We start from the raw sequence: 21874 nt of genomic DNA, 5'->3' as shown, positions 1-21874 counted from the left end.
TTTATTATGCGCCTATGCGATTAACAGTCTGTATTGATAATTTGAAAAATAGGTAGTGTATTTTTGGCTTTATTATTGGAAGACTAGTCTGATGTATCTATATGGATCTTTTTATCGTTTGCAAAATACGTTCTTTTTCGACTTAAGATAATAATAGAGTTGAGCCCTTAACTTCTTAGGCATAGAGGTAATAATTAATTTTATTAGTATATTCCTTTATAACTTATAGTGCACTTCGTAATAAATAATATTTATTATGTCATTTTAATGGAGGTTTTAAATAATACTTTCGCGGTCTTATATAAAGTCGTGTATTTATATATATTTATAATTAAATTTAACCTCATGTAACTTATTGATATTTAATTTAATTTTGTGTGTTTGTCTTTTTGTGTTTTTCATGAGTTGCTTGGTTAGTGTATTTCTTGTGTTTATTTTCATTATTTTCATTATTCATTATTTATATTTGTTGGGGATTTGTTTTCCTCTATGCTCATCTTTATAAGTAGAAGTATAATAAGGTTCATTCCTTGTTATGCTTTTTGTTGTTAAATGTAAATAAGTAACTTGTAGGATGCTTAGCTAGGGATAGATCACGTTATTAATATTTTTCAAATTTAAATATCTATTTATTATATTATAAGGTTCAAAAATGAGTGCATTAATACGATATTACCGTGACTCGCTGAAATTACGCTTTCAGCTTATGGTTCCCTTTGTTGGAACGTTTATTATCTTTTTCTGCAGCGCCACCTTTTTACATTCTAATCTTGTGCTAACAGAAGAAAATATAGAATCGTCCATTATGAGTAATGAGGTTTCAGAGGCCTATACTGAACTTGACGCTTTATTTTCCAGATTGAGAACCACAGCGATACGTAGTGAAATGTTTAATCCTGAGCTCGGATTAACAGAGTTTAATCAAGCCTATCCAAAAATTTTGGCTGATAAAGATCGTGTAATTTCTGAATTAAAAACTATGGATGCGCTATCAAGCCAAGATGTGGCTGAGTTAGATCTCATTTCAAAAGCGTTTAATGACTTCTATCAAGTCTCTCAAAAAATGATGGACGAAAGAATGGAAGGTTATACTATCTTTTTGGAAGTATTACCTTGGCTTGCTCCCTATCTTGAAAATTTAGATGTAAATCATCATCCTTCAAATGCAGAAGAATGGCCTAATATACGTAATAAATTATCAGTCATATCAGAAGGTATTGGTTATAAATCATCTGGTGTGTTTTATGCTCGTTTGCAAGAAGATGGTAAAGAACTTCATGCATTACTAAATGACATGGAGGCATTAATTGAACCGATGTACAAAGGCCCAGCTCTTAAAAAATTACAATCAGAGTTTATTGATGTATGGCGCAAAGAATTAAGCACGTTAGAAAATATTACCAATCGCTGGGTTGTGTACCAAAAAGAGAGAGCGCGAATTAGGCAAAGTGCGGTAAGTTTGATTAATGGAGCCGTTGCAGAAAGCCAAGAGTATTTAGATACGAACCTTATAAATACAATAAATAATGCGGAAGATAGTATTACTGTAAACATCGTAGGATTATTAGTTGGTGCACTACTTGCCTCTATTTTAGTCACTGTATTAACGCGTATTATTATCTCTCAATTAGCATCAGTGCAAACAGTGATCAGTGGTTTAGCCGATCGTAATTTAACTGCTAATACTTACTTGAAAGGTGATAATGAAGTCTCTCAATTGGGTGAAAACACCGATATTACGATTAATACATTGCAATGTACGATTAAAGAATTAAGTGCTCACGGCCAAGAGTTAGCATCTGCGTCACTGCAGTTACGTTCAGTTATGGAATTAAGTGCAGAAAATAGTACAACACAAAATGATCAAGTTAGTATGATTGCCGCAGCAATTACGGAATTATCGGCTTCAGCAAATGAAGTTGAAGTGTCTGCTAAATCGGCAGAAACACGCATGAGCGGGGTGCAAGACCTTTGTCGATTAGAAATGCGTTCATCTAATGAAAATGGTGATCGTGCAAGTGCATTGCAAAGTCAACTGAATGAAACATCATCAGTGGTTGAACACTTAAATAAAGAGTGTGAGCAAATTGGTAATGTGATTGCTGTGATCCAAAATATTTCTGAACAAACCAATTTATTGGCATTAAATGCGGCGATTGAAGCAGCACGTGCTGGTGAAATGGGGCGTGGTTTTGCAGTGGTTGCAGATGAAGTGCGTGTGTTAGCAACAAGAACACAAGATTCAACAGAAACCATCCAGCGTATTATCGAGCAACTACAAAATAAATCAGCTAATGCACAACAGAACATGCAACGTTGTTTGGTGATGATTGATGAAACGGCCGTCTCCGTATTAAAGTCACGTGACCAACTGTCCTCAATGAATGAAGCAATGGATGAGCTATCACAATCCAATACAGAAGTAGTGACAGCAATTTCAGAGCAATCTCGTACCATGGTTGAGATAAGTGAAAACATTACCATGATCCGTGATATTACTAATCAAAATGTTGCGGGAATTGAAGAGGCGACAGTAACAAGCACGCATTTGTCTGAGTTAGCAGAGAGACAACAACAACAACTAGCGACATTTAAAATCGGTTAATATCAACGATTATTAGAGTGTTATTAATGGGTAAGAAATTATTGTTTTCTTACCCATTTTTTATATACAGAGTTTGAGTTTATGGACACCAGATTAATTTTATAAACATCATGCGTTTATATAATTAACAGCCAGTATTAACAAACTCAAAAGTAGGTGGAGTATTTTCGTCTGCCGCTTCCGTATATTTGATATGACACTTATCACCACTGTATTTTTTACTTTTATGCATAAATGTAATAAAAGGCTTACTAGTATCATTATGGAAATACCAGTCAGATGGGGTTGTATCATTATATTGTGAATCAACAAAAGTTTGATTCATTAATTGATTCCAGGCTTTAGCTGCATCTGCTTTTGGGTAGCCGTAGACAATGTGAATATCATTTCCTTCAATGGATATTGCACCGCTCACCTGAGTGTCCATGCCAGCAAGAATTGTTTTAGGGTGAAGTTGATTTGCTGCACCTGTCATCTCTGCTTTTAGCCCTTGAAGAGCCGACATACGAGCATCGCGTTGCAGGTTAATAAACTTAGTTGCTGCTGTTACTGATAAAATGCCAAGGATGACAATAACAATAACCAATTCGATAAGAGTAAAACCTTTTTGCTTCATGGTGTGCTGTCCTTAAACTATGAAGCCATATTGTAAATATAGAATAGCCAACAGTAAAGTTATGATTTCTGGGATTGGTCAATGATGAGAGTTAGAGCAAGAGATTGATTTTAAAAGTATTAGATAGCAAAACGCCGCTAATAAAAGCGGCGTTTTAAATAGGTGGAAGCCCCAGCCACATCCCGGCACACACGTCACTCGCTGCGGCTGCTTCCTTCCGGATCTGACCGAGTTCACAAGTTAGTGTTGCGAGAGGACCAGGGCCTCCATAGATTCTGTTGTTCCTGAGAACGAGAGGGATTATTGTACATACGTATTGATAATGCAAGAAGAAATCATAAAAAAGTAGTTAAGTGATTAATAAATAAGCGAATGGAAAGGTTGCCTTTGGTGATAGGTGAAGAATATATTTATCATTAGTGTTGTTGCTACAAGTAAGAGCATGATGAAATCTATAGAACAACCAGTTTAAATTACGATCTCTAATATTTTATTTTTATTATGGCGTTAAGAAAGATAACTAATATGTCATTTTTCTTGCGTCACATAAATGGCGTCAATAATAAATTAATTAAAATCAACATATTCACAATAACTATTAGAGCATGATCACTAATATTTTTTATTTATTTGATAGAATAACTAAAAAAAGTTGGCTGTTTTGAACAATTGTATGATTTACAAACAAATTAAATATTTCATTATTACTATTTTATTGATAGGGATTACTCCTATCTTTTATTTATGGGGCCAATACAAGGCTGAGTTGAACGTAATTCAATTCGAAAGAGAAAGTGCAGCTAAACATCAGCTCAACTTTAGTCAAAAAGAGGTGTACTCTATTGCTTCAGAGTTGGGTACTTCTTTAAAGCTACTGTCGGATAATCGGGTATTATTAGAGTTTATACAGGATCCGTCATCAAAAAATAGATCATTGCTTGAATCCCTTTTAGCGCTTACTGCGACCAACTATTCTTACATTTCTCAGGTGCGCTTTATTAGCGTTGATGGAAAAGAGATTTCTCGTATAAATGAAGATAATGACAAACTTATCATTGTTCCAATAAATGAACTTCAAGATAAATCCAATCGAGATTATTTTATTTATGCACAGACGCTTAAGGCTGATGCGTTGGGTTTCTTTGGTATTGATTTGGAAGTAGAGCATGGAAAAGTTGTGACTCCGCTACAGCCATCCTTACGTATTTTCACCCCAGTTGAAATTGATAATGAACGTAAAGGGTATCTCTTTTTTAACTTAGATGTATATGAAATTGTAGCTCAAGTCGAAGCATCACTAGAGACTGGCTATCAATTAGAGTTTATTAATGAAGAAGGGTATTACCTTGCATCTCAAGATAAACATAAAACACTAGGACACCTGATTTCAGAGCGAGACAGTTATAATATTCTTATAGAAACGCCCGAGTTATGGAATAAAATGAAAGCTCAAGATGTAGGGGAGTTTTTTGATAATCAATTCTTTTATTCATTTTCTAAGATCACGCTTGGTGGTCATTTTGATAGCAGTTCACTTTATTTAATTTTAAGAAGTGACAGCAGTTTAGAGGCGACAAACTTAGATCATAAACTGACGTTCATTATTTATGAAGGCATTCTAGCAATACTGTTTATTATTTTTATTTCAATTTTAATTGCTCGATATATAGCTAAGCACAGGACGACGAGTCTTGAAAGTCAGTTAGCGTTAGCTGCATTAAATGGAATGTCTGCGATTGTGATTACAGATAAAAATAATCGTATTATCAAAGTAAATGAAGAGTTTACTCGCTTAAGTGGTTGGAGAGAGGATGAAGTTCTTGGGCAACCTCCATCGATGTTTCAATCAGGAAATCACAAAAAAGACTTTTATTCAACAATGTGGAAGACCATTAAATCAGAAGGTTTATGGGAAGGCGAAGTTACCAATAAGCGAAAAGATGGCAGCTTATTAACTGAGATTTTACGTATTCAAGCGATTTGTAATAATGATGGGAAAATGGAATATTTTATTGCGTCATTTGTAGATATTACCGCAAGAAAAGAGTTAGAGAATCGCCTTAGAGATCTCAGTGAAAAGGATTCATTAACTCAATGCTGGAATCGCCGTAAGTTTGAGCATGAGTTTTCAAATATTATTGGTAACGGTTCGTTCACCAAAGAAATGGGCCCTTCATGTTTAGCGATAGTAGACATTGACCATTTTAAACGTATTAATGATAAATATGGTCATGATGTTGGTGATAAAGTAATTACAGAAGTCGGTAGGATTTTAGGCTCTGAAAGCCGTCGCAGTGATTTTGTCGCCCGCATTGGTGGTGAAGAGTTTGCAATTATCTTACCTAATACGCAATTACAAGAAGCTGAAATTATTTTAAATAGATTGAGAGTGGCTGTTTATCTATATGACGATATTAAAGTGACCATCAGTGGTGGCGTGACTGATATCAGCAACAGCAGTGAAGCCAGTTATAAACGTGCCGATCTTGCGTTATACGAATCAAAAACGGCAGGACGAAATCAGATTTCTTGTTTTAGTTCAGACGAAATGGCCCAAATAGCCTAGCGAGAATATGAACTTTATTTGTTCTTATAATCATTAAGCACAATTTCTAACGCTTTAATTGCCGTTTCTTTTTCTACTTCGTTATTTTCTAGTAGATAAATCAAATCAACAGCAAGTTTAATTTCATCCGGAGCGTTATCTAAAGGACTAGGGTTGGCATTTTGTTCTACTTCAATGCTGGTTTCTATTTCTTGGTTATCAGTGTCATTGTTAGTCATGTTGCTCTCGATAAGTAATTTGTTGTTCTAAACGTTTCATCGCTTCTTTACAGCGCTGTAGGCGTTTTTCTGTTGTTAGCAGCGTTCTTTGTAATTCTTGTTGTTGTGAGAAAGAGTGGCAATTATTTACGGCGCTTTCTTGTTCTCGTACCATTTGACTTAGTCGGCGCTCCCACTCTTGATGTTGGGCTAAATCTTGGTACATATCACTAATTGGTTTTCTATAACTGCCTTTAGGTCGTGGTTCATTAGAACGAATACGCTGAGTTGCAACTTCACGCTGAATCGCTTCTATCTGGGAAACTAACATCTTTGTTAGATATTCTGCACGCTGAGCCGTGAGGATATTGGCCTTTTCCTCACGTTGAATAGAGGCGAGGGTTGATTTAGTTTCGTTAATGCAAGGAATAAGATATCGGCTTCGACAGCCAAAGAGTCTCTCATCAAAAAGAGGCAAGCGTTGTTCGCCTCGACGATGATCGATCTCTGCTGCTGTTTTACTTAATTGTTCAAGCATTATTTCAATGGAACTGAAGTTTGTCATATTACTCTCTCAATCTAGAACCATGCATCTAGCGCGAGTTTAGCCGCTAAAATACAAACAACAGTTACAAACACTGGACGAATAAATTTAGAACCAAATCGGATAGCAGAATGTGCTCCAATAAAAGCACCAACCATTAAGCATACTCCCATGGTTAATCCAAGAGCCCAGTTAATATGACCAAGAATGGCAAAAGTAACTAGTGAGGTGAAATTACTGGTGAAGTTCATCGCTTTTGCTAAGCCTGAAGCCAATAATATATTAAGACGGTACATCGCCATGCTACTTACTGTCCAAAACGCCCCAGTACCAGGACCAGCAACACCATCATAAAACCCAAGCGTTAACCCTTGAATAATTTGCTGTTTCTTTAGTTTAGGTGTTTTTTCTGGTAAATGATTTTGTTCAGAGGTCACACTCTTTGGCCAAATGGTATATAAAGCAGCACCTAGGATAATAAGAGGTAGCCCTTTTTCTAACCATTCGGTCGAAATGTAGTTAACTAATAAAGTTCCGAAAGTTGCACCAATAAGTGTTGATATAAAAGAGGCTTTCCAAAAGCTAGGATCGAATAACTTCTTTTTAAAATAGGTAAGTGCTGCGGTTGATGAGGCGAATGTCGCTGCTAATTTATTTGTCCCTAGAGCAATATGGGGTGGTAGTCCAATAGACAATAAAGCGGGTACAGTTAACATTCCGCCGCCGCCAGCAACAGCATCGATAAATCCAGCAATAAAAGCAACCAACCCTAAAACGATTAAGGTACTTGGTTCAAGAAATTCCATATAGGCTCTTAGTTATTATTAGTATAGGTAGAATCGCACTCTGAATGTGCGACAGTTAGTAGAAACAACATGTAAATATAATGCTTTTTAGCAAATAAGAACGTTTACTCTATCACTCTCTTGAAAGGAGGTAATGCATCTAAAAGCGCTTTGCCATACCGTTTAGTTATAACGCGGCGATCAAACAGCACAACTCTACCAGAATCTTCTTCTTTACGCAGTAATCGTCCAACAGATTGGATTAATTTTTTACTCGCTTCTGGAACGCTGATCTGCATAAATGGATTACCACCTCGGCTTTCAATATATTCAGAATGCGCTTCTTCTACCGGTGAGGTCGGAACACCAAATGGGATCTTAGTGATGATTAAATTGGTTAATAGATTTCCGGGTAAATCCAAACCTTCTGAAAAGCTACCTGTACCAAATAAGATACTGATTTTATTTGCTTCACAAATCTTCTTATGTTTTTTCAGGATCTCTTGACGAGACTCTTGTCCTTGAATTAATAAACTCCAGCCATGTTTCTTTGCTATTTTTTCAATGCCTTCTGCGACTTTGTTCATTTGCCAATAAGAAGAGAACAGAACCAAGCTTGAGGTTTGATCAGCAAGATAAAAAGGTAACTCTTCGATTAACAGGTCAGTAAAGCCGGGTGCTGATGGCTCCATTGGTAGTTTTGGAATAACCAATTGTGCATTTTCTTGATAATTAAACGGAGAAGCCAAAGAGAGAAAACGAACGCCATCCTCAGGTTTCTCTGATATACCTGCTTGTCTACAGAAGAATGAGTAACTATTTAGGGCACGCATGGTTGCAGACACAATGACAGCACCAGCAGCACGACTCCAAAGATTTTGATCTAACTGCCAGCCTACTTCGAGTGGAGAGACATTAATGACAACGTCACTTTCTCTGTCTTTGCTTTTTTCTAGCCAACGAGCGAGTGGGGCCCCTTTATCGCTGTTTGGTTTTGCCATTAAGAACCAGACTTGCGCTAAGTTTTCTAATCGTTGCAGATAGAAGCCTGTTTCTGCCAATACGGGCTCGGCCATTCTTGGAGCGAGTTCGCCGTCCTTCATTCGTTCAGAGATTAAATCACTGATTTTAGCTAAGGCTTGATTAGCTTTAGTTGAGAGATCTTTTAAATCTTTAGCTTGATCGGCAAGCCAAGTCGGGATTTCACCATGCTCAAAACGGTAAATACCATCGTCATTAAATAACGTTGGGTCAAATTGCTTACTTAGTTGATTTAAAGAGGGGATAAGCTCTTGTAGATTCTCGTGGAGTGTATTTTGAAAGCGATTCACACGTTTTTGATCGGCAAGATTACAGAATTTACTGACCGATTTGTTTAACGATTCCAACCAAGAAGCGGTTCCTTTTAAACTTGCTGCTGCAGAAGAGTGCTCACGCGCCACATTAGGTAAGTGATGTGCTTCATCGAATATATAGATGGTTTGCTCAGGTTCAGAGAGAACCACGCCACCACCTAAATCAATATCAGCCATAACAAGGCTATGATTTGCGATTACCACATCGGCTTTGTCCAGATGTTCACGCGCTTTTTGGAATGGGCAGTCACGGTGCATTGGTAATCCGTTATGACAGCTGTATTTATCTGAGATAATAGTTTGCCATATAGAAGACGGAATGGTTGTTGGCCAGCTATCGCTATCTCCATCCCATTTCCCTTCAGAAAGCGCTTTATGCATTCTTCTCAAAAGTTCTAAATCTTTCTTTTTAGGTTTTTCTGTAAACAAAGCGGCTTGTTTATCTTCTTCGTGATTGGTTTCTACTAAAAGTGCAAGTTTATGGCTACAACAATAACGTTGCCTTCCTTTTGCAATAATAAAAGAGAAAGGAAGTGGTGAAATTCGACGATAAAAAGGCAAGTCTTTATGACCCAGTTGCTCTTGCAGCGCGACTGTTGCCGTAGAAATAATCACTTTCTTATTATTCAGTTTGGCAAAAGGAATAACACTTAGTAGATAAGCTAAGGATTTTCCAATGCCTGTACCTGCTTCTGCCACAATCATGCGATGCGTATCACTGTATTCACCCGCAAGTGATTTAGCGATTTCTGCTACTAAATAGTTCTGTGCACGGCGAGGTATAAAGCCTGGCAATTGATCTTGTAGTGTTTTATAGCTTTCGCGAATGCAATCAGTAACCGCTTTGTTCAGCATGGTGAGCTCTAGTGAAGATAAAAAACCATTGTAGCACGCGCTATCTAATGTGATCTCCTGCAAAGAATAGATTCTTATGTATTTAAATCGAGATATACGTCACGAAAATAAGATGAACCAATATAAAAGACCTAAATGTTAATTTTTAGAACGAGTGAAACCTAGTTTATTTCAAAAATTAAGGTTAATTATGCTGGCATGAGTGTTTAAAGGTGTTTTTTTTAGTGCTTTATTCTTTTGTGTCGAGAAATAAATATTTACATTAGGTTTCATTTTGATGTGTGCGGCGAGTCGAAAAAGAACATTAAATTAGATAACTTCATGTATTTAAAGGGTTTATGTTTTTTTATGTATATTTTAGTTGACCGTTGACATGTGGGCCAAGATTTTGCAAAGTAGCTCTCGAATTCAGAAGTACTGATTAATCACACAGTTAGATGTGTTGGTCGATACGGAATAAAAATACATAAATACATGGAACCGGAAATCGGATTTCCAAATCTTTTAAGAAAAGGCAGTGGATTATTATGAAAAAGACTCTAGTAGCATTATCAGTATTAGCGGCATCAGCTGGTTCAGCACAAGCATTTGAAATTTATAACCAAGATGGCGTAACAGTAAATATGGGTGGCGACATTGAAGTTGTGTACCTACAAAAAACTGAAAAAGATCACGATTTCCAACAAGAAATTCAAGATGCTGATGTTAAATTTGATGTGCGTTATGCAATGAATGATGATCTACAGTTCGGTGGTTTCTTCGAGCTACAAGATACAGGCATGAACGAAGGTGATGCATATGTAGCACTTTACTCTGATACTATTGGTTCTATTAAAGTTGGTCGTACTTGTACTGCTCTTGATGATGCGGGTATTGGTTCGGATTACCAATTTGGTATTACTACATTCTTCAATGGTGCTGATATGTACTGTGGTGATGAAGTTGTTCGTTGGGATCTTGATAAAGAAAACTTTTATGCAACAGTTGCTTTTGCTCAAGATAAGAATGGTTCAACGTATGTAAGTGAAGATGGTACTTATTTTGATGCTCGTGTTGGTTACCGTGTGGCGTCTTTTGACTTTACTCTTCTTGGTGGTACTGGTGAAGCAGAAGATAAATCAGGTACTCCAGCTGTTATCACAGGTACACATGATGAAACACTTCTAGGTGCTGAAGCGCGTTTTAATGGTGTTGAAAACTTAGGCTTAGCAGCTGCGGTTTATACTTTAGATAATGAAACTATTAAGACTACTACATTTGGTCTTGCTGCTACTTACCAACTTGATGTTGTTGCTTTAGCCGCTGGTTATAGCTTATCTTCTGATGATGTTGATGCAAATGATGATATTAATACTTGGTATGTAAATGCGGGTTACCCAATTGCTCCAAACACAACAGCATATGTTGAGGTTGGTGGTAATGATGTTACTGATAGCCAAACAGGTTTCGCAATGGGTGTTAAAGCTGCATTCTAATCTTAGTTAATTAAGATATACTTGAAACCACCCTTATAGGGTGGTTTTTTTTTAGGGATGAAATATTTGGAGTTAATATGAAATTTAAATTAGGACTTTTAAGCTTAATGCTTGCGTCTTCAACTCAGGCTGCAACATTGACTCCTAAAAAAGGGGTAGAGATCTTATTTGTTAATGGCATTAAAACAGAAAAAAAACGAGATACGATAGAAGTTGATGCAATTAATACGCAGTTAGTACTTCGTTATAGTCAGAAAGTAGGGAATGGAAATTCAGCCAAAATTTTTGATTCGGCACCATTTATATTATCACTCGATATCCCTGAATCAGATTTAGTTATTAAAGGTCCAAAAGTTCATAGTTATGAGCAAGGGAAAAAGAAATTTAAGACTCAGCCTGCATGGGAAATTATTAACTCTAATGATGATGAAATTCCGTATCAACAAGAGAAGCTGAAACCTGAAGATGGTTTTATGCCATATTACGATCTTGAAACTATGTTGAAAAAACACAATCAAGAAAATGGACTTGTTTTTGGTTCTGCAGCAACGTTATCTGCGAGTGCATTAACTGTAGAAAACTACAATAGTACCGAAGATAATAAGGTTTCTAACCTTGAGCAACTTCAAGCTTGGTACACTAAAGCCTCAAAGGAAGAGCGTAAGGCCTTCCAAAAGTGGATCATAGATCACAATTAATTTTTAGCCTTTCTTACAAAATCTGTATTGTCATTCTGAAAATTGGAAAATATTTACTCAGAATGACAATTATTTTTAGACCACATTTCCTCTCAATTTCTATTTATAAACATTAATGGCACTCGCTGGTCAAATCGCGGCCATTTAGAACTATTTATGTTTTTACTTCTTTTTTATCTGTAACTTAGCGGTAATGCGCCTCTTCTTACTGTTGTGCGTATTTATCTAAATTTATATTTTGTAGCTTGATCTGTGTCACAAATTTAAATGTACCGCTCTAAGCCTCTGTATTTGATGCCTTTATTATTTTTTACTTTCCTTGACTTTGCGCGTTGACACGATGAGAAATCTTTAGCAAAGTAGCGTCCAGAAACAGAGACGCTAACAAGTCGCACATTAGATGCAGCTGTGGCGCTCTTAAAATAAGGGAACCGGAAATCGGATTTCCAATCTTTCTAAGAAAAGGCAGTGGACTTATTATGAAAAAGACTCTTTTAGCACTTGCAATCGCAAGTATCTCAGCATCAGCATTTGCAGTAGATACAAGCAGCCAAAACAGCAAAAATGAAGACATGTTTGCATTCGACTCAATGCATAAAGACCAATTCTCTGTATCTGGTTCTGTGGGCGTTGGTGGTTACTACGATACTGGTTCTAAAGCATTTTATGATGATTGGGCTACCGGCCTAACTCTAGCTGTTAACTACCGTAACAATCGTATTGTTGGTTACTTTGAAACTGACTTTATGCTTAACTACACAACTGATAATTCAACTTCTCCAATTCTTGAAAATGGTTCAGAATTTGCTACTGATGTTGATAAAGCATGGTTAGGTTTTGATACTGGTTTCGGTATTGCTTCTTACGGTTGGGAAAATGATACAGCTCTTGATGCAATCGATGGTGCTGGCGATAACACATACGAGTTCGGTGCTTCTGCTGGTGATGCATCTGATGCATTTAACGTAGTTAAATTCCAAGGTTCTACAAGTGGCTTCGCATACGGTGTATCTTACTTTGAAACTGATGATACTCATGTAGATGCTGAGAAAGGTGTGAATGGTTACGTTGGTATCGAACAAGAAATCTTCAATGTATATGCTGGTTACGAATTACGTGATGAAGCTACTCGTAAAGTAAGAGGTGATGTTAAAGTTGCTGATGCTGATTACCAAGTTATGACTGTAACAGGTAATGTTAAATTAGGTGAAGTAAAACTAGGCGCAAACTTCTGGATTGAAGATACAAGCGCTAAGAATCTAGATAAAACAAACACTGGTTACTACCTATCAGCAGGTTACGCAGTAACTGAAGACCTAACTCTAGCAGCTGGTTATGCAGCAAATACTGATGAAGTAACAGGCATGAAAGATCTAGATCAATCATTCATGAACGTTGCAGCTATGTATACTATTGCTAAAAACATGGATATGGGTATTGATATTAAGCAAGAGCTTGATTCTGGCTACAATAATGTAGACGAAGAAACTCACGTATTCGCAGCAGGTTACTACTACTTCTAATCTCTTGATTTAAAGTAAACCAAATTATTAAGCCAGTCATTATGACTGGTTTTTTTTCGTCTGAATAAAGATTGTTATTAGAATTAGTTCTTAACCCTTTAATGCTCCAAAAATTTTCTTTAAAAAATATGATCTTTTTTGTTGAAATAAAACCACAGTTTGATAATGTGTTTACAAGGTTAAAAACAAAATCAATTTGTTACTAAAGGTTTATAATTATGCGTATTCAAGGTCTGAACATTCATCACCACCATCATCCTGAGTAGTCTTTCGGGAGGATATGCATATCCGGGAAGGCAATTAGAATTTCCTTCCGATGAATACAATTTCAAACCCTCGGAAGGTAAATCTTCTGAGGGTTTTTTCGTTTTATGACCAAAATTAAGTAACAGGTAACTACCACAAATTTAGAATTACATTTTTACAAGGAAGAAATTATGTCAGCACAACGTCTACGCATCGCGATTCAAAAGAAAGGCCGTTTATCTAAAGAGTGCCAAGAGCTATTTAAGCGCTGCGGCATGAAATTTAACATCTCGGGTGAGCGCCTAGTAGTTCATTCTGAAAACATGCCAATTGATTTATTGTTAGTTCGTGATGACGATATTCCAAGTCTAATCATGGATGGCGTGGTTGATTTAGGTGTGATTGGTGAAAATGAATTAGAAGAAGTTCGCCTAGAGCGCAAAGCGCTTGGTGAGCCTTCAGCATTTACTACTCTGCGCCGTTTAGATTTTGGTGGTTGTCGTCTATCTATCGCTATCGATAAAGATGAAACGTACAACGGCCCACAAGATCTTGCAGGCAAACGTATTGCAACAACTTACCCACAACTGCTTAAAAGCTTTATGGATGAAAAAGGCATTCCATTTTCTACCTGTATTCTAAACGGCTCTGTTGAAGTCGCTCCACGTGCAGGCCTTTCTGATGCAATTGCCGATTTAGTATCAACAGGCGCAACGCTTGAAGCAAATGGGTTAAAAGAAGCTGAAGTGATTTTCCGCTCTAAAGCAACGCTAATTCAACGTGAAGGTGAGTTCGATGCAGATAAAGCAGCACTAATTGAAAAGCTACTGACACGCATGCAAGGTTGTATCCAAGCTAAAGAATCTAAATACATCATGCTACACGCGCCAACAGATAAGCTAGAAGCGATTAAATCACTACTGCCGGGTGCAGAAGATCCAACGGTACTTCCTCTATCAAGTGATGGTGCAAAAGTAGCGGTTCACCTAGTAAGTACTGAAAATCTATTCTGGGAAACAATGGAACAGCTAAAAGCACTGGGTGCGAGCTCTATTCTTGTTCTTCCAATTGAGAAGATGATGGAGTAACCATTATGAAAACCCTAGTTTGGCAATCACTTAGTGACTCACAGCAAGATACCGTCTTACAACGTCCTGCTATTACCGAAGGTGCAAATATTACCGCTGCGGTAACTAGCGTGATTAATACCGTAAAGCAAGACGGCGATGTTGGTGTGTTAGCGTTGACTGAAAAGTTTGATGGTGTGAAACCTGAATCAATTCGAGTTTCTAATTCTGAGATTGAAGCGGCAAGTGAACGTTTATCTGAAGAGATGAAAGCGGCGCTACAACAAGCGTACAGTAATATCTCAAAGTTTCACAAAGCACAAAAACCACAGCCGTTAAAAGTGGAGACGCAACCGGGTGTGGTGTGTGAACAAATCACGATGCCGATCAACAAAGTTGGTTTGTATATTCCAGGTGGCAGTGCACCATTGCCTTCAACGGTATTAATGTTAGGTATTCCTGCTCAAATCGCTGGTTGTCATAAAGTGGTTCTATGTTCACCACCACCAATTGCAGATGAAATTTTATACGTTGCAAAACTATGTAAAATTGATGAAGTGTATAACATTGGTGGCGCTCAAGCGGTTGCGGCTATGGCTTACGGCACAAAATCAGTGTCTAAAGTCGATAAGATCTTTGGCCCTGGTAATGCGTACGTAACGGAAGCAAAGCGCCAAGTATCTAATGATTTCCGTGGTGCGGCGATCGACATGCCTGCTGGCCCATCTGAAGTGTTAGTTATTGCTGATGAAACGGCAGATCCAGACTTTATTGCTGCGGATCTTTTAAGCCAAGCAGAGCATGGTCCTGATTCACAAGTGGTTCTTGTTACTCCATCTCCGATCATCGCTGATCAAGTGGCTGATGCAGTAGAGAAACAGCTAAAAGAGCTGACTCGTGCTGACATTGCACGCCAAGCGCTAGGTTCAAGTTTATTGATTATTGCAGAGTCTCTAACTCAGTGTGTTTCAATATCAAACTTTTATGGCCCTGAGCACTTAATTGTTCAAACCAAAAATCCACGTGAATTACTGCCGCTTCTTGATAATGCAGGTTCAATCTTTTTAGGGGATTACTCACCAGAATCAGCAGGGGATTACGCTTCAGGCACCAATCATGTACTACCAACCTATGGTTATACAAAAACTTACTCAAGTTTAGGGTTAGCTGATTTTTCTAAACGAATGACAGTACAAGAACTCACAGCGGATGGTTTAAAAGGATTAGCCCCTACAGTGGTAACAATGGCGGATGCAGAAGGACTTGATGCACACAAACGAGCGGTTACAATCAGAATTGAAAAATTAGCTAAGTTAGAAGCTAATCAGCTAGATACGAATCAATAGGAATTCATGATGGAAAAGTTAGCCAGAAAACAAGTGCAAGCATTAACGCCTTATCTCTCAGCCCGTCGCATTGGCGGCACAGGGGATGTGTGGTTAAACGCCAATGAATCTCCATTTGATAATGAATACAAATTCAATTTTGCACGCCTTAACCGTTACAGTGAATGTCAGCCACCAGAGTTGCTCAATGCTTATGCCTCTTATGCAAAAGTAAAACCAGAGCAAGTGCTAACGTCACGCGGTGCTGATGAAGGTATTGAGTTATTAGTTCGTGCGTTCTGTGAGCCAAATGAAGACGCAATTCTATATTGTCCACCAACTTATGGCATGTACTCAATCAGCGCAGAAACCATTGGTGTAGAGACTAAAACGGTTCCACTTACTTCTGATTGGCAGCTAGATCTTCCAGCAATAGAAGCAAGCTTAGAAAACGTCAAAGTTGTGTTTGTGTGTAGTCCAAATAACCCAACAGGCAACATCGTTAATCGTAAAGACATTCTTTCACTACTTGAGATGACAAAAGATCGTGCCATTGTCGTAATGGATGAAGCTTATATCGATTTTTGTATGGAGAAGTCTACGGTCGATTTACTGGCTGATTATCCACACCTAGCTATTTTGCGTACGTTGTCAAAAGCCTTTGCATTGGCTGGCTTACGTTGTGGTTTTACATTAGCAAATGAAGAACTGATTAATGTATTACTTAAAGTGATTGCACCATATCCAGTGCCAGTTCCTGTAGCTGAAATTGCGACTCAAGCCTTATCAGAAGCAGGGTTAGCTCGCATGAAATACCAAATGCTTGATTTAAGTGCTAACCGTGCTTATTTACACGCAGGGTTAATGGTATTGAATGGTGTCACTGTTCATGAGGGTTGGGGTAACTATTTATTAGTGCAGTTCTCTGATGGCGATGCAATATTTAAAGCAGCGTGGGATCACGGCATTATTTTACGTAATTCACCAATTAAAAATTGTGTACGTATTAGTGTGGGTAACCGCGAAGAGTGTGAGAAAACACTTGGATTTATTCGTAATCAATTAATTTAATACCAATCGTAGTAAATAACTGATCATCCTAGCTAGTTAAAATACTCGATAACTGCGTTAAAATTTTTGATTGTAGAATAACTACTTATCGAAAAATTTTGCCTTGTTCTCAAGCATTTTTCCTTTGCTATTACTGCTCATTTACTTACTGTGATTGGTATGTTTTATCCCCAAGCTTAGGAATAAGGCTTGGGGGTTATCAAGAATAAAAATTAAAAGGACGTTCCTGTGAGCAAACAACAAAAGATTTTATTTATCGACCGCGATGGCACCTTAATTGTTGAGCCGCCTGTCGATTTTCAAGTAGACCGTTTAGATAAACTAAAGTTTGAACCTTTGGTTATCCCATCTCTACTTTCTCTACAAGACGCTGGTTATCGTTTAGTGATGGTGACGAACCAAGATGGTTTAGGAACAGATAGCTACCCACAAGATGAGTTTGATGCGCCACACAATATGATGATGGAGTTTTTTGAATCTCAAGGCGTTAAATTTGATGATGTTCTGATCTGTCCTCACTTTGAAGAAGACAACTGCTCATGCCGTAAACCTAAATTGGGTATGGTTAAAGAGTATCTTCAAGGCGGAAAAGTCGATTTTCAACACTCAGTAGTCATTGGTGATCGCCAAACGGATCTTCAACTGGCTGAGAACATGGCAATTCGCGGTATTCAATACCATCCTGAGACAATGAACTGGTCTGCGATCTTAAAAGATCTGACCGTAAATGCACGTACTGCAGAAGTGATCCGCACAACCAAAGAAACGGACATTAAAGTGTTTGTTAATTTGGATGAGCAAGGCGGAAATGAGATCACTACAGGTCTTGGTTTCTTTGATCACATGCTTGATCAAATTGCTACCCACGGTGGTTTTCAAATGAAGATCAATGTAGAGGGCGACTTACACATTGATGATCACCACACTATTGAAGATACGGCTCTTGCATTGGGCGAAGCGTTAAAAGAAGCGTTAGGTGATAAACGCGGTATTGGTCGCTTTGGGTTTAGCTTACCAATGGACGAGTGTTTAGCACAATGTGCTCTGGATTTATCTGGACGTCCATATCTGAAGTTTGATGCTGAATTTAGTCGTGATCAAGTGGGTGATTTATCAACAGAAATGGTAGTTCACTTCTTCCGCTCTCTAACAGATACGCTTGCTTGTACATTACACCTTTCTTCTGCAGGTCATAATGATCACCACATTATTGAAAGCCTATTTAAAGCGTTTGGTCGTACTTTACGCCAAGCAATTAAAGTTGAAGGTAATGAACTGCCAAGCTCAAAAGGCGTATTGTAGGAGTGACTATGACAAAGCAAAATGTCGTTATTATTGATACAGGCTGCTCTAACGTATCGTCAGTGAGATTTGCGATTGAGCGTTTGGGTTATGACGTTACGATAAGCCGAGATCCTCAAGTGGTTCTGGCTGCAGATAAGCTGTTTTTACCGGGCGTTGGCACAGCAAGCGAAGCGATGAAGAACTTAGCTGAACGTGATCTTATTGAGTTGGTTAAGCAAGTTGAAAAACCGCTATTGGGTATCTGTTTAGGTATGCAACTTTTGGGTAAGCTTTCTGAAGAGAAAGGCCAAAAAGCAGATCAAATTGTGGATTGTTTAGGTTTATGTGACGGTGAAGTTCGTAAGCTTCAAACGGGTGATTTACCACTGCCTCACATGGGGTGGAACACTATTAAATCCGTTGAAGGTCATCCGCTGTTTAAAGATATTCCAGAGAACAGTTACTTTTACTTCGTACACAGCTTTGGCATGCAAGTGGGTGATTATACGATTGCCTCTTGTGAATATGGACAATCCTTTACCGCCGCATTACAAGCAGGTAATTACTACGGTGTTCAGTTTCACCCAGAGCGTTCAAGTAAAGTGGGTTCAAAGTTTATTCAGAACTTTTTGGAGCTATAAAAGGCAGGGTTCAGATCGGTCGCAAGCTCCCTCAAAGGGTTCAGGGGTGGGTAGGGGTTAATCCTAATATCACAACAACTACCCTGAAACCTGCAAGCGAAGCGCCCTGAATCCTAAATCTTTTAGTAGCGATAGAGTTAAAAAAGAAATAGGACTCTCCACGAGTGAGAGCTAAAAGGAATTAGAATGATCATTCCAGCATTAGATTTAATTGAAGGCCAAGTAGTTCGTCTATTTCAAGGCGACTACGGGCAAGTAACAGAATACAAAGTTGATCCGGCTGAACAGTTCAATTTGTATCACCAAGCAGGCGCTAATTGGCTGCACCTTGTTGATTTAACTGGCGCAAAAGACACAACAGCGCGTCAATTGGGTTTGATCGCACGTTTGTTAGCAAGTACCCCAGCCAATATCCAAATTGGTGGTGGCGTACGTAATGAAGCAGACGTTCAAGATTTATTAAACGCCGGTGCACAACGTGTGGTTGTGGGTTCTACCGCGGTAAAGCAGCCAGAATTAGTTAAAGGTTGGATGGAAAAATACGGCGCAGAAAAAATCGTATTGGCGCTAGATATTAACATTGATGAAAACGGCACACGTAATGTAGCTATTTCAGGCTGGCAAGAAGATTCTGGTGTGACTATTGAAGCGCTGCTTGAAGATTATCTAACGGTTGGTCTTAAGCACGTGTTATGTACTGATATTTCACGCGATGGCACGTTGCAAGGCTCGAATGTAGAACTCTACGTAGACCTATGTAAACAGTACCCACAAGTGCAATTTCAATCATCAGGTGGTATAGGGTCACTGGATGATATCGCCGCGCTGAAAGGCTCTGGTGTTGCTGGTGTCATTGTTGGTCGAGCACTGCTTGATGGCAAGTTCACCGCAGAGGAGGCATTCCAATGTTGGCAAAGCGAATAGTTCCTTGTCTTGATGTTAAAGATGGGCAAGTAGTAAAAGGTGTTCAATTTCGTAACCATGAAATTATTGGTGATATTGTCCCTCTGGCACAGCGTTACGCAGAAGAGGGTGCCGATGAATTGGTATTTTATGATATTACCGCATCAAGTGATGGCCGTGTAGTCGATAAAAGCTGGGTAGCACGCGTAGCTGAAGTGATTGATATTCCATTCTGTGTGGCGGGTGGAATTAAAACGGCTGAAGATGCGGCGAAGATTTTAGAGTTTGGTGCTGACAAAGTATCAATTAACTCTCCTGCATTAGCGAACCCAGAACTTATCACAGAACTTGCCGATAAATTTGGTGTTCAGTGCATCGTCGTGGGTATTGATTCTTACTTTGATAAAGATACGGGTAAATACCAAGTTTATCAATTTACTGGTGATGAAGAGCGTACCAAAGCAACCAAATGGGAAACCAAAGATTGGGTGCAAGAAGTTCAAAAACGTGGAGCAGGCGAAATCGTATTAAACATGATGAACCAAGATGGCGTTCGTAATGGTTACGATTTAGAACAATTAAAAATGGTACGAGAAGTGTGCCATGTTCCATTAATTGCGTCAGGTGGTGCTGGTGAAATGGTTCACTTTGCGGATGCTTATAAAAAAACCAATGTTGATGGTGCGTTAGCAGCGTCAGTATTTCACAAACAAATCATCAATATTGGTGAATTGAAAGAATATTTAGCCGAACAGGATGTAGAGGTACGCCGATGAGCCAACAAGAATTAGCAACACGAATTGATTGGGAAAAAGTGGATGGTTTAGTACCTGCTATTATTCAAGATTTTGGTTCAAGCCAAGTATTGATGATGGGTTACATGAACCAAGAAGCCTTGGCGAAAACGCTAGAGACAGAAAAAGTGACGTTTTTCTCTCGTACTAAAAATCGTTTATGGACCAAAGGTGAAGAGTCGGGGAACAGTTTAAATCTGGTGAATATTTCTCTAGATTGCGATAACGATACTCTGCTTATTAAAGTAAACCCTGTTGGTCCAACGTGCCATACAGGAACAACTACCTGTTGGGATAGCGATAAAACTGAAGAAACGCAATTGGTGTGGCTTCATCAGTTGGAACAACTACTTGCCGAGCGTAAGAATGCTGATCCTGACTCATCTTATACAGCAAGTCTCTATGCCCGTGGTACCAAACGTATTTCGCAGAAAGTTGGTGAAGAAGGCGTTGAAGTCGCGCTTGCAGCGACGTCGGGTGACAAGGCGGAGTTAGTGTGTGAATCAGCAGATTTAATGTATCACTTGTTTGTTCTGCTTCAAGATCAAGGTCTATCGTTCGATGATGTTATTAATAAACTGAAAGAACGTCATAAGTGAAAATATAATTCAAAGTAATGAAATGCTGGCAAATATGTCAGCATTTTTTTTATTTTAAGAATATATATAAAATGAGACATCGTTCATTTGTAAAATTAGTTTTTAACCTGTAAGTGTACGTAAATTTATAATTAGTCAGAGACGGGTATGCAAAAAAAATCTGGTTTTACATTAATAGAATTAGTCGTTGTCATTGTTATATTAGGCATTCTTGCCGTTGTTGCTGCACCTAAGTTTTTAAATCTACAGAATGATGCAAAAGCTGCAGCGATTAATGGATTAAAAGGTGAGATGGAAGGGGCGATAAGTCTTACATATTCTAAAGCTGCCATATTAGGTATTGAGAAAGAAAATTCAGATATTCAGGATGGAATTACTTATTCTTACGGATACCCAGTTTACGATCAGTGGACTAAGTATATGGAAATTGATTATGAGCCGTATACCGTGGATAAAGAATGGACTGGTGGTTCAATAAATGATAACGATGGTGTTGCTGAGTATATTTCATTATCTAGGATTGTAGGTACTTATGACCAAATGGATTCAGTAAAAAAGACAAATTGTTATGTTAAGTATGTTGAGGCTAAATCTGTTGATGAACCTTATCAGCTATCGACGGTAACAACAGGCTGCTAGCTCTTCATTCGTTATTTACGATGTTAAGTGAGAGTTCTTAAGGTTTTAATGATAAATATCTATAGGCTCTCGCATAATCCCTTCGC

At 38.2% G+C, this 21874-nt stretch carries 19 protein-coding genes, 1 other RNA gene and 1 other annotated feature; of the genes, 14 read left to right on the top strand and 6 right to left on the bottom strand.

What is annotated here, in order from left to right; translation table 11 throughout:
* Nucleotides 1-652 precede the first annotated feature (652 nt).
* Nucleotides 653-2605 carry a methyl-accepting chemotaxis protein gene (locus ED622_RS14825; RefSeq protein ID WP_122035336.1) on the top strand — a complete coding sequence of 651 codons (1953 nt, stop codon included), beginning with the start codon at nucleotides 653-655 and terminating at the stop codon, nucleotides 2603-2605.
* Nucleotides 2606-2729: 124 nt separating this feature from the next.
* Here ED622_RS14825 and ED622_RS14820 read toward each other — a convergent pair whose 3' ends face one another.
* Together ED622_RS14820 and ffs are read right to left on the bottom strand one after the other, a co-directional pair.
* Nucleotides 2730-3221, bottom strand: coding sequence for a type II secretion system protein (locus ED622_RS14820; RefSeq protein ID WP_122035334.1), 492 nt, complete (start codon nucleotides 3219-3221; stop codon nucleotides 2730-2732).
* Between the two features lie 166 nt (nucleotides 3222-3387).
* An RNA gene (gene ffs / locus ED622_RS14815) (signal recognition particle sRNA small type) lies at nucleotides 3388-3484 on the bottom strand.
* Nucleotides 3485-3894: 410 nt separating this feature from the next.
* Here ffs and ED622_RS14810 point away from each other — a divergent pair.
* Nucleotides 3895-5787 (top strand): sensor domain-containing diguanylate cyclase, encoded by a 1893-nt coding sequence (locus ED622_RS14810; RefSeq protein ID WP_122035332.1) that lies wholly within the window; start codon nucleotides 3895-3897, stop codon nucleotides 5785-5787.
* Between the two features lie 14 nt (nucleotides 5788-5801).
* On the opposite strand, the gene rsmS is transcribed toward ED622_RS14810, so the two are convergent.
* The 4 genes from rsmS to dinG all read right to left on the bottom strand — a co-directional run bounded on the left by rsmS (nucleotide 5802) and on the right by dinG (nucleotide 9523).
* A complete protein-coding gene (gene rsmS, locus ED622_RS14805; RefSeq protein WP_254052655.1) occupies nucleotides 5802-5963 on the bottom strand; it encodes a pleiotropic regulatory protein RsmS in 162 nt (53 codons plus the stop codon).
* Between the two features lie 34 nt (nucleotides 5964-5997).
* On the bottom strand, nucleotides 5998-6549 hold the full coding sequence (locus tag ED622_RS14800) for a primosomal replication protein (RefSeq protein WP_122035328.1): 552 nt from the start codon (nucleotides 6547-6549) through the stop codon (nucleotides 5998-6000).
* Nucleotides 6550-6563: 14 nt separating this feature from the next.
* Complete coding sequence (locus tag ED622_RS14795; protein ID WP_122035326.1) at nucleotides 6564-7334, bottom strand: TSUP family transporter; 771 nt, start codon at nucleotides 7332-7334, stop codon at nucleotides 6564-6566.
* 104 nt (nucleotides 7335-7438) lie between these two features.
* Nucleotides 7439-9523, bottom strand: coding sequence for an ATP-dependent DNA helicase DinG (dinG, locus tag ED622_RS14790; RefSeq protein WP_122035324.1), 2085 nt, complete (start codon nucleotides 9521-9523; stop codon nucleotides 7439-7441).
* 527 nt (nucleotides 9524-10050) lie between these two features.
* On the opposite strand from dinG, the gene ED622_RS14785 reads away from it, so the two are divergent.
* The 12 genes from ED622_RS14785 (at nucleotide 10051) to ED622_RS20120 (ending at nucleotide 21788) form a co-directional block, all read left to right on the top strand.
* Entirely contained in the window at nucleotides 10051-10998 is a 948-nt protein-coding gene (locus ED622_RS14785; RefSeq protein WP_122035322.1) for a porin, read from the top strand.
* 77 nt (nucleotides 10999-11075) lie between these two features.
* A complete protein-coding gene (locus ED622_RS14780) occupies nucleotides 11076-11696 on the top strand; it encodes a DUF2057 domain-containing protein (protein ID WP_122035320.1) in 621 nt (206 codons plus the stop codon).
* A gap of 479 nt (nucleotides 11697-12175) precedes the next feature.
* Nucleotides 12176-13219, top strand: coding sequence for a porin (locus ED622_RS14775; protein WP_122035318.1), 1044 nt, complete (start codon nucleotides 12176-12178; stop codon nucleotides 13217-13219).
* Nucleotides 13220-13460: 241 nt separating this feature from the next.
* Nucleotides 13461-13587: a sequence feature (His leader region), on the top strand.
* Between the two features lie 69 nt (nucleotides 13588-13656).
* Nucleotides 13657-14553: an ATP phosphoribosyltransferase gene (gene hisG / locus ED622_RS14770; protein WP_122035316.1), complete on the top strand. Its 897-nt coding sequence runs from the start codon at nucleotides 13657-13659 to the stop codon at nucleotides 14551-14553.
* A gap of 5 nt (nucleotides 14554-14558) precedes the next feature.
* Nucleotides 14559-15878, top strand: a complete 1320-nt coding sequence (hisD, locus tag ED622_RS14765; RefSeq protein ID WP_122035314.1) for a histidinol dehydrogenase — start codon at nucleotides 14559-14561, stop codon at nucleotides 15876-15878.
* Between the two features lie 9 nt (nucleotides 15879-15887).
* Entirely contained in the window at nucleotides 15888-16928 is a 1041-nt protein-coding gene (hisC, locus tag ED622_RS14760; protein WP_122035312.1) for a histidinol-phosphate transaminase, read from the top strand.
* 228 nt (nucleotides 16929-17156) lie between these two features.
* Nucleotides 17157-18230 carry a bifunctional histidinol-phosphatase/imidazoleglycerol-phosphate dehydratase HisB gene (gene hisB / locus ED622_RS14755; RefSeq protein WP_122035310.1) on the top strand — a complete coding sequence of 358 codons (1074 nt, stop codon included), beginning with the start codon at nucleotides 17157-17159 and terminating at the stop codon, nucleotides 18228-18230.
* An 8-nt stretch (nucleotides 18231-18238) separates the two neighbouring features.
* Nucleotides 18239-18853, top strand: a complete 615-nt coding sequence (hisH, locus tag ED622_RS14750) for an imidazole glycerol phosphate synthase subunit HisH (protein ID WP_122035308.1) — start codon at nucleotides 18239-18241, stop codon at nucleotides 18851-18853.
* Nucleotides 18854-19039: 186 nt separating this feature from the next.
* On the top strand, nucleotides 19040-19777 hold the full coding sequence (gene hisA / locus ED622_RS14745) for a 1-(5-phosphoribosyl)-5-[(5-phosphoribosylamino)methylideneamino]imidazole-4-carboxamide isomerase (RefSeq protein WP_122035305.1): 738 nt from the start codon (nucleotides 19040-19042) through the stop codon (nucleotides 19775-19777).
* A complete protein-coding gene (hisF, locus tag ED622_RS14740) occupies nucleotides 19759-20532 on the top strand; it encodes an imidazole glycerol phosphate synthase subunit HisF (RefSeq protein WP_122035303.1) in 774 nt (257 codons plus the stop codon). The genes hisA and hisF overlap by 19 nt, the downstream gene beginning before the upstream one ends.
* On the top strand, nucleotides 20529-21149 hold the full coding sequence (gene hisIE / locus ED622_RS14735) for a bifunctional phosphoribosyl-AMP cyclohydrolase/phosphoribosyl-ATP diphosphatase HisIE (RefSeq protein WP_122035301.1): 621 nt from the start codon (nucleotides 20529-20531) through the stop codon (nucleotides 21147-21149). Before hisF ends, hisIE begins: the two co-directional genes overlap by 4 nt.
* Before the next feature lie 147 nt (nucleotides 21150-21296).
* Nucleotides 21297-21788 carry a type II secretion system protein gene (locus tag ED622_RS20120; protein ID WP_122035298.1) on the top strand — a complete coding sequence of 164 codons (492 nt, stop codon included), beginning with the start codon at nucleotides 21297-21299 and terminating at the stop codon, nucleotides 21786-21788.
* Nucleotides 21789-21874 lie beyond the last annotated feature (86 nt).

The organism is Aliivibrio sp. EL58, from assembly GCF_900312675.1.
Classification (GTDB): domain Bacteria; phylum Pseudomonadota; class Gammaproteobacteria; order Enterobacterales; family Vibrionaceae; genus Aliivibrio.
This window is presented reverse-complemented; position numbering and strand designations above follow the sequence as displayed.

Excerpts from the sequence above, each read along its gene's own strand:
- ED622_RS14795 (WP_122035326.1), bottom strand. The coding sequence starts at position 7,334 with ATGGAATTTCTTGAACCAAGTACCTTAATCGTTTTAGGGTTGGTTGCT.
- ED622_RS14825 (WP_122035336.1), top strand. The coding sequence starts at position 653 with ATGAGTGCATTAATACGATATTACCGTGACTCGCTGAAATTACGCTTT.
- hisH (WP_122035308.1), top strand. The coding sequence starts at position 18,239 with ATGACAAAGCAAAATGTCGTTATTATTGATACAGGCTGCTCTAACGTA.
- hisF (WP_122035303.1), top strand. The coding sequence starts at position 19,759 with ATGTTGGCAAAGCGAATAGTTCCTTGTCTTGATGTTAAAGATGGGCAA.
- ED622_RS14780 (WP_122035320.1), top strand. The coding sequence starts at position 11,076 with ATGAAATTTAAATTAGGACTTTTAAGCTTAATGCTTGCGTCTTCAACT.
- hisA (WP_122035305.1), top strand. The coding sequence starts at position 19,040 with ATGATCATTCCAGCATTAGATTTAATTGAAGGCCAAGTAGTTCGTCTA.
- ED622_RS14820 (WP_122035334.1), bottom strand. The coding sequence starts at position 3,221 with ATGAAGCAAAAAGGTTTTACTCTTATCGAATTGGTTATTGTTATTGTC.
- ED622_RS14810 (WP_122035332.1), top strand. The coding sequence starts at position 3,895 with ATGATTTACAAACAAATTAAATATTTCATTATTACTATTTTATTGATA.
- ED622_RS20120 (WP_122035298.1), top strand. The coding sequence starts at position 21,297 with ATGCAAAAAAAATCTGGTTTTACATTAATAGAATTAGTCGTTGTCATT.
- dinG (WP_122035324.1), bottom strand. The coding sequence starts at position 9,523 with ATGCTGAACAAAGCGGTTACTGATTGCATTCGCGAAAGCTATAAAACA.
- ED622_RS14800 (WP_122035328.1), bottom strand. The coding sequence starts at position 6,549 with ATGACAAACTTCAGTTCCATTGAAATAATGCTTGAACAATTAAGTAAA.
- hisD (WP_122035314.1), top strand. The coding sequence starts at position 14,559 with ATGAAAACCCTAGTTTGGCAATCACTTAGTGACTCACAGCAAGATACC.
- hisC (WP_122035312.1), top strand. The coding sequence starts at position 15,888 with ATGGAAAAGTTAGCCAGAAAACAAGTGCAAGCATTAACGCCTTATCTC.
- ED622_RS14775 (WP_122035318.1), top strand. The coding sequence starts at position 12,176 with ATGAAAAAGACTCTTTTAGCACTTGCAATCGCAAGTATCTCAGCATCA.
- ED622_RS14785 (WP_122035322.1), top strand. The coding sequence starts at position 10,051 with ATGAAAAAGACTCTAGTAGCATTATCAGTATTAGCGGCATCAGCTGGT.
- hisG (WP_122035316.1), top strand. The coding sequence starts at position 13,657 with ATGTCAGCACAACGTCTACGCATCGCGATTCAAAAGAAAGGCCGTTTA.
- hisIE (WP_122035301.1), top strand. The coding sequence starts at position 20,529 with ATGAGCCAACAAGAATTAGCAACACGAATTGATTGGGAAAAAGTGGAT.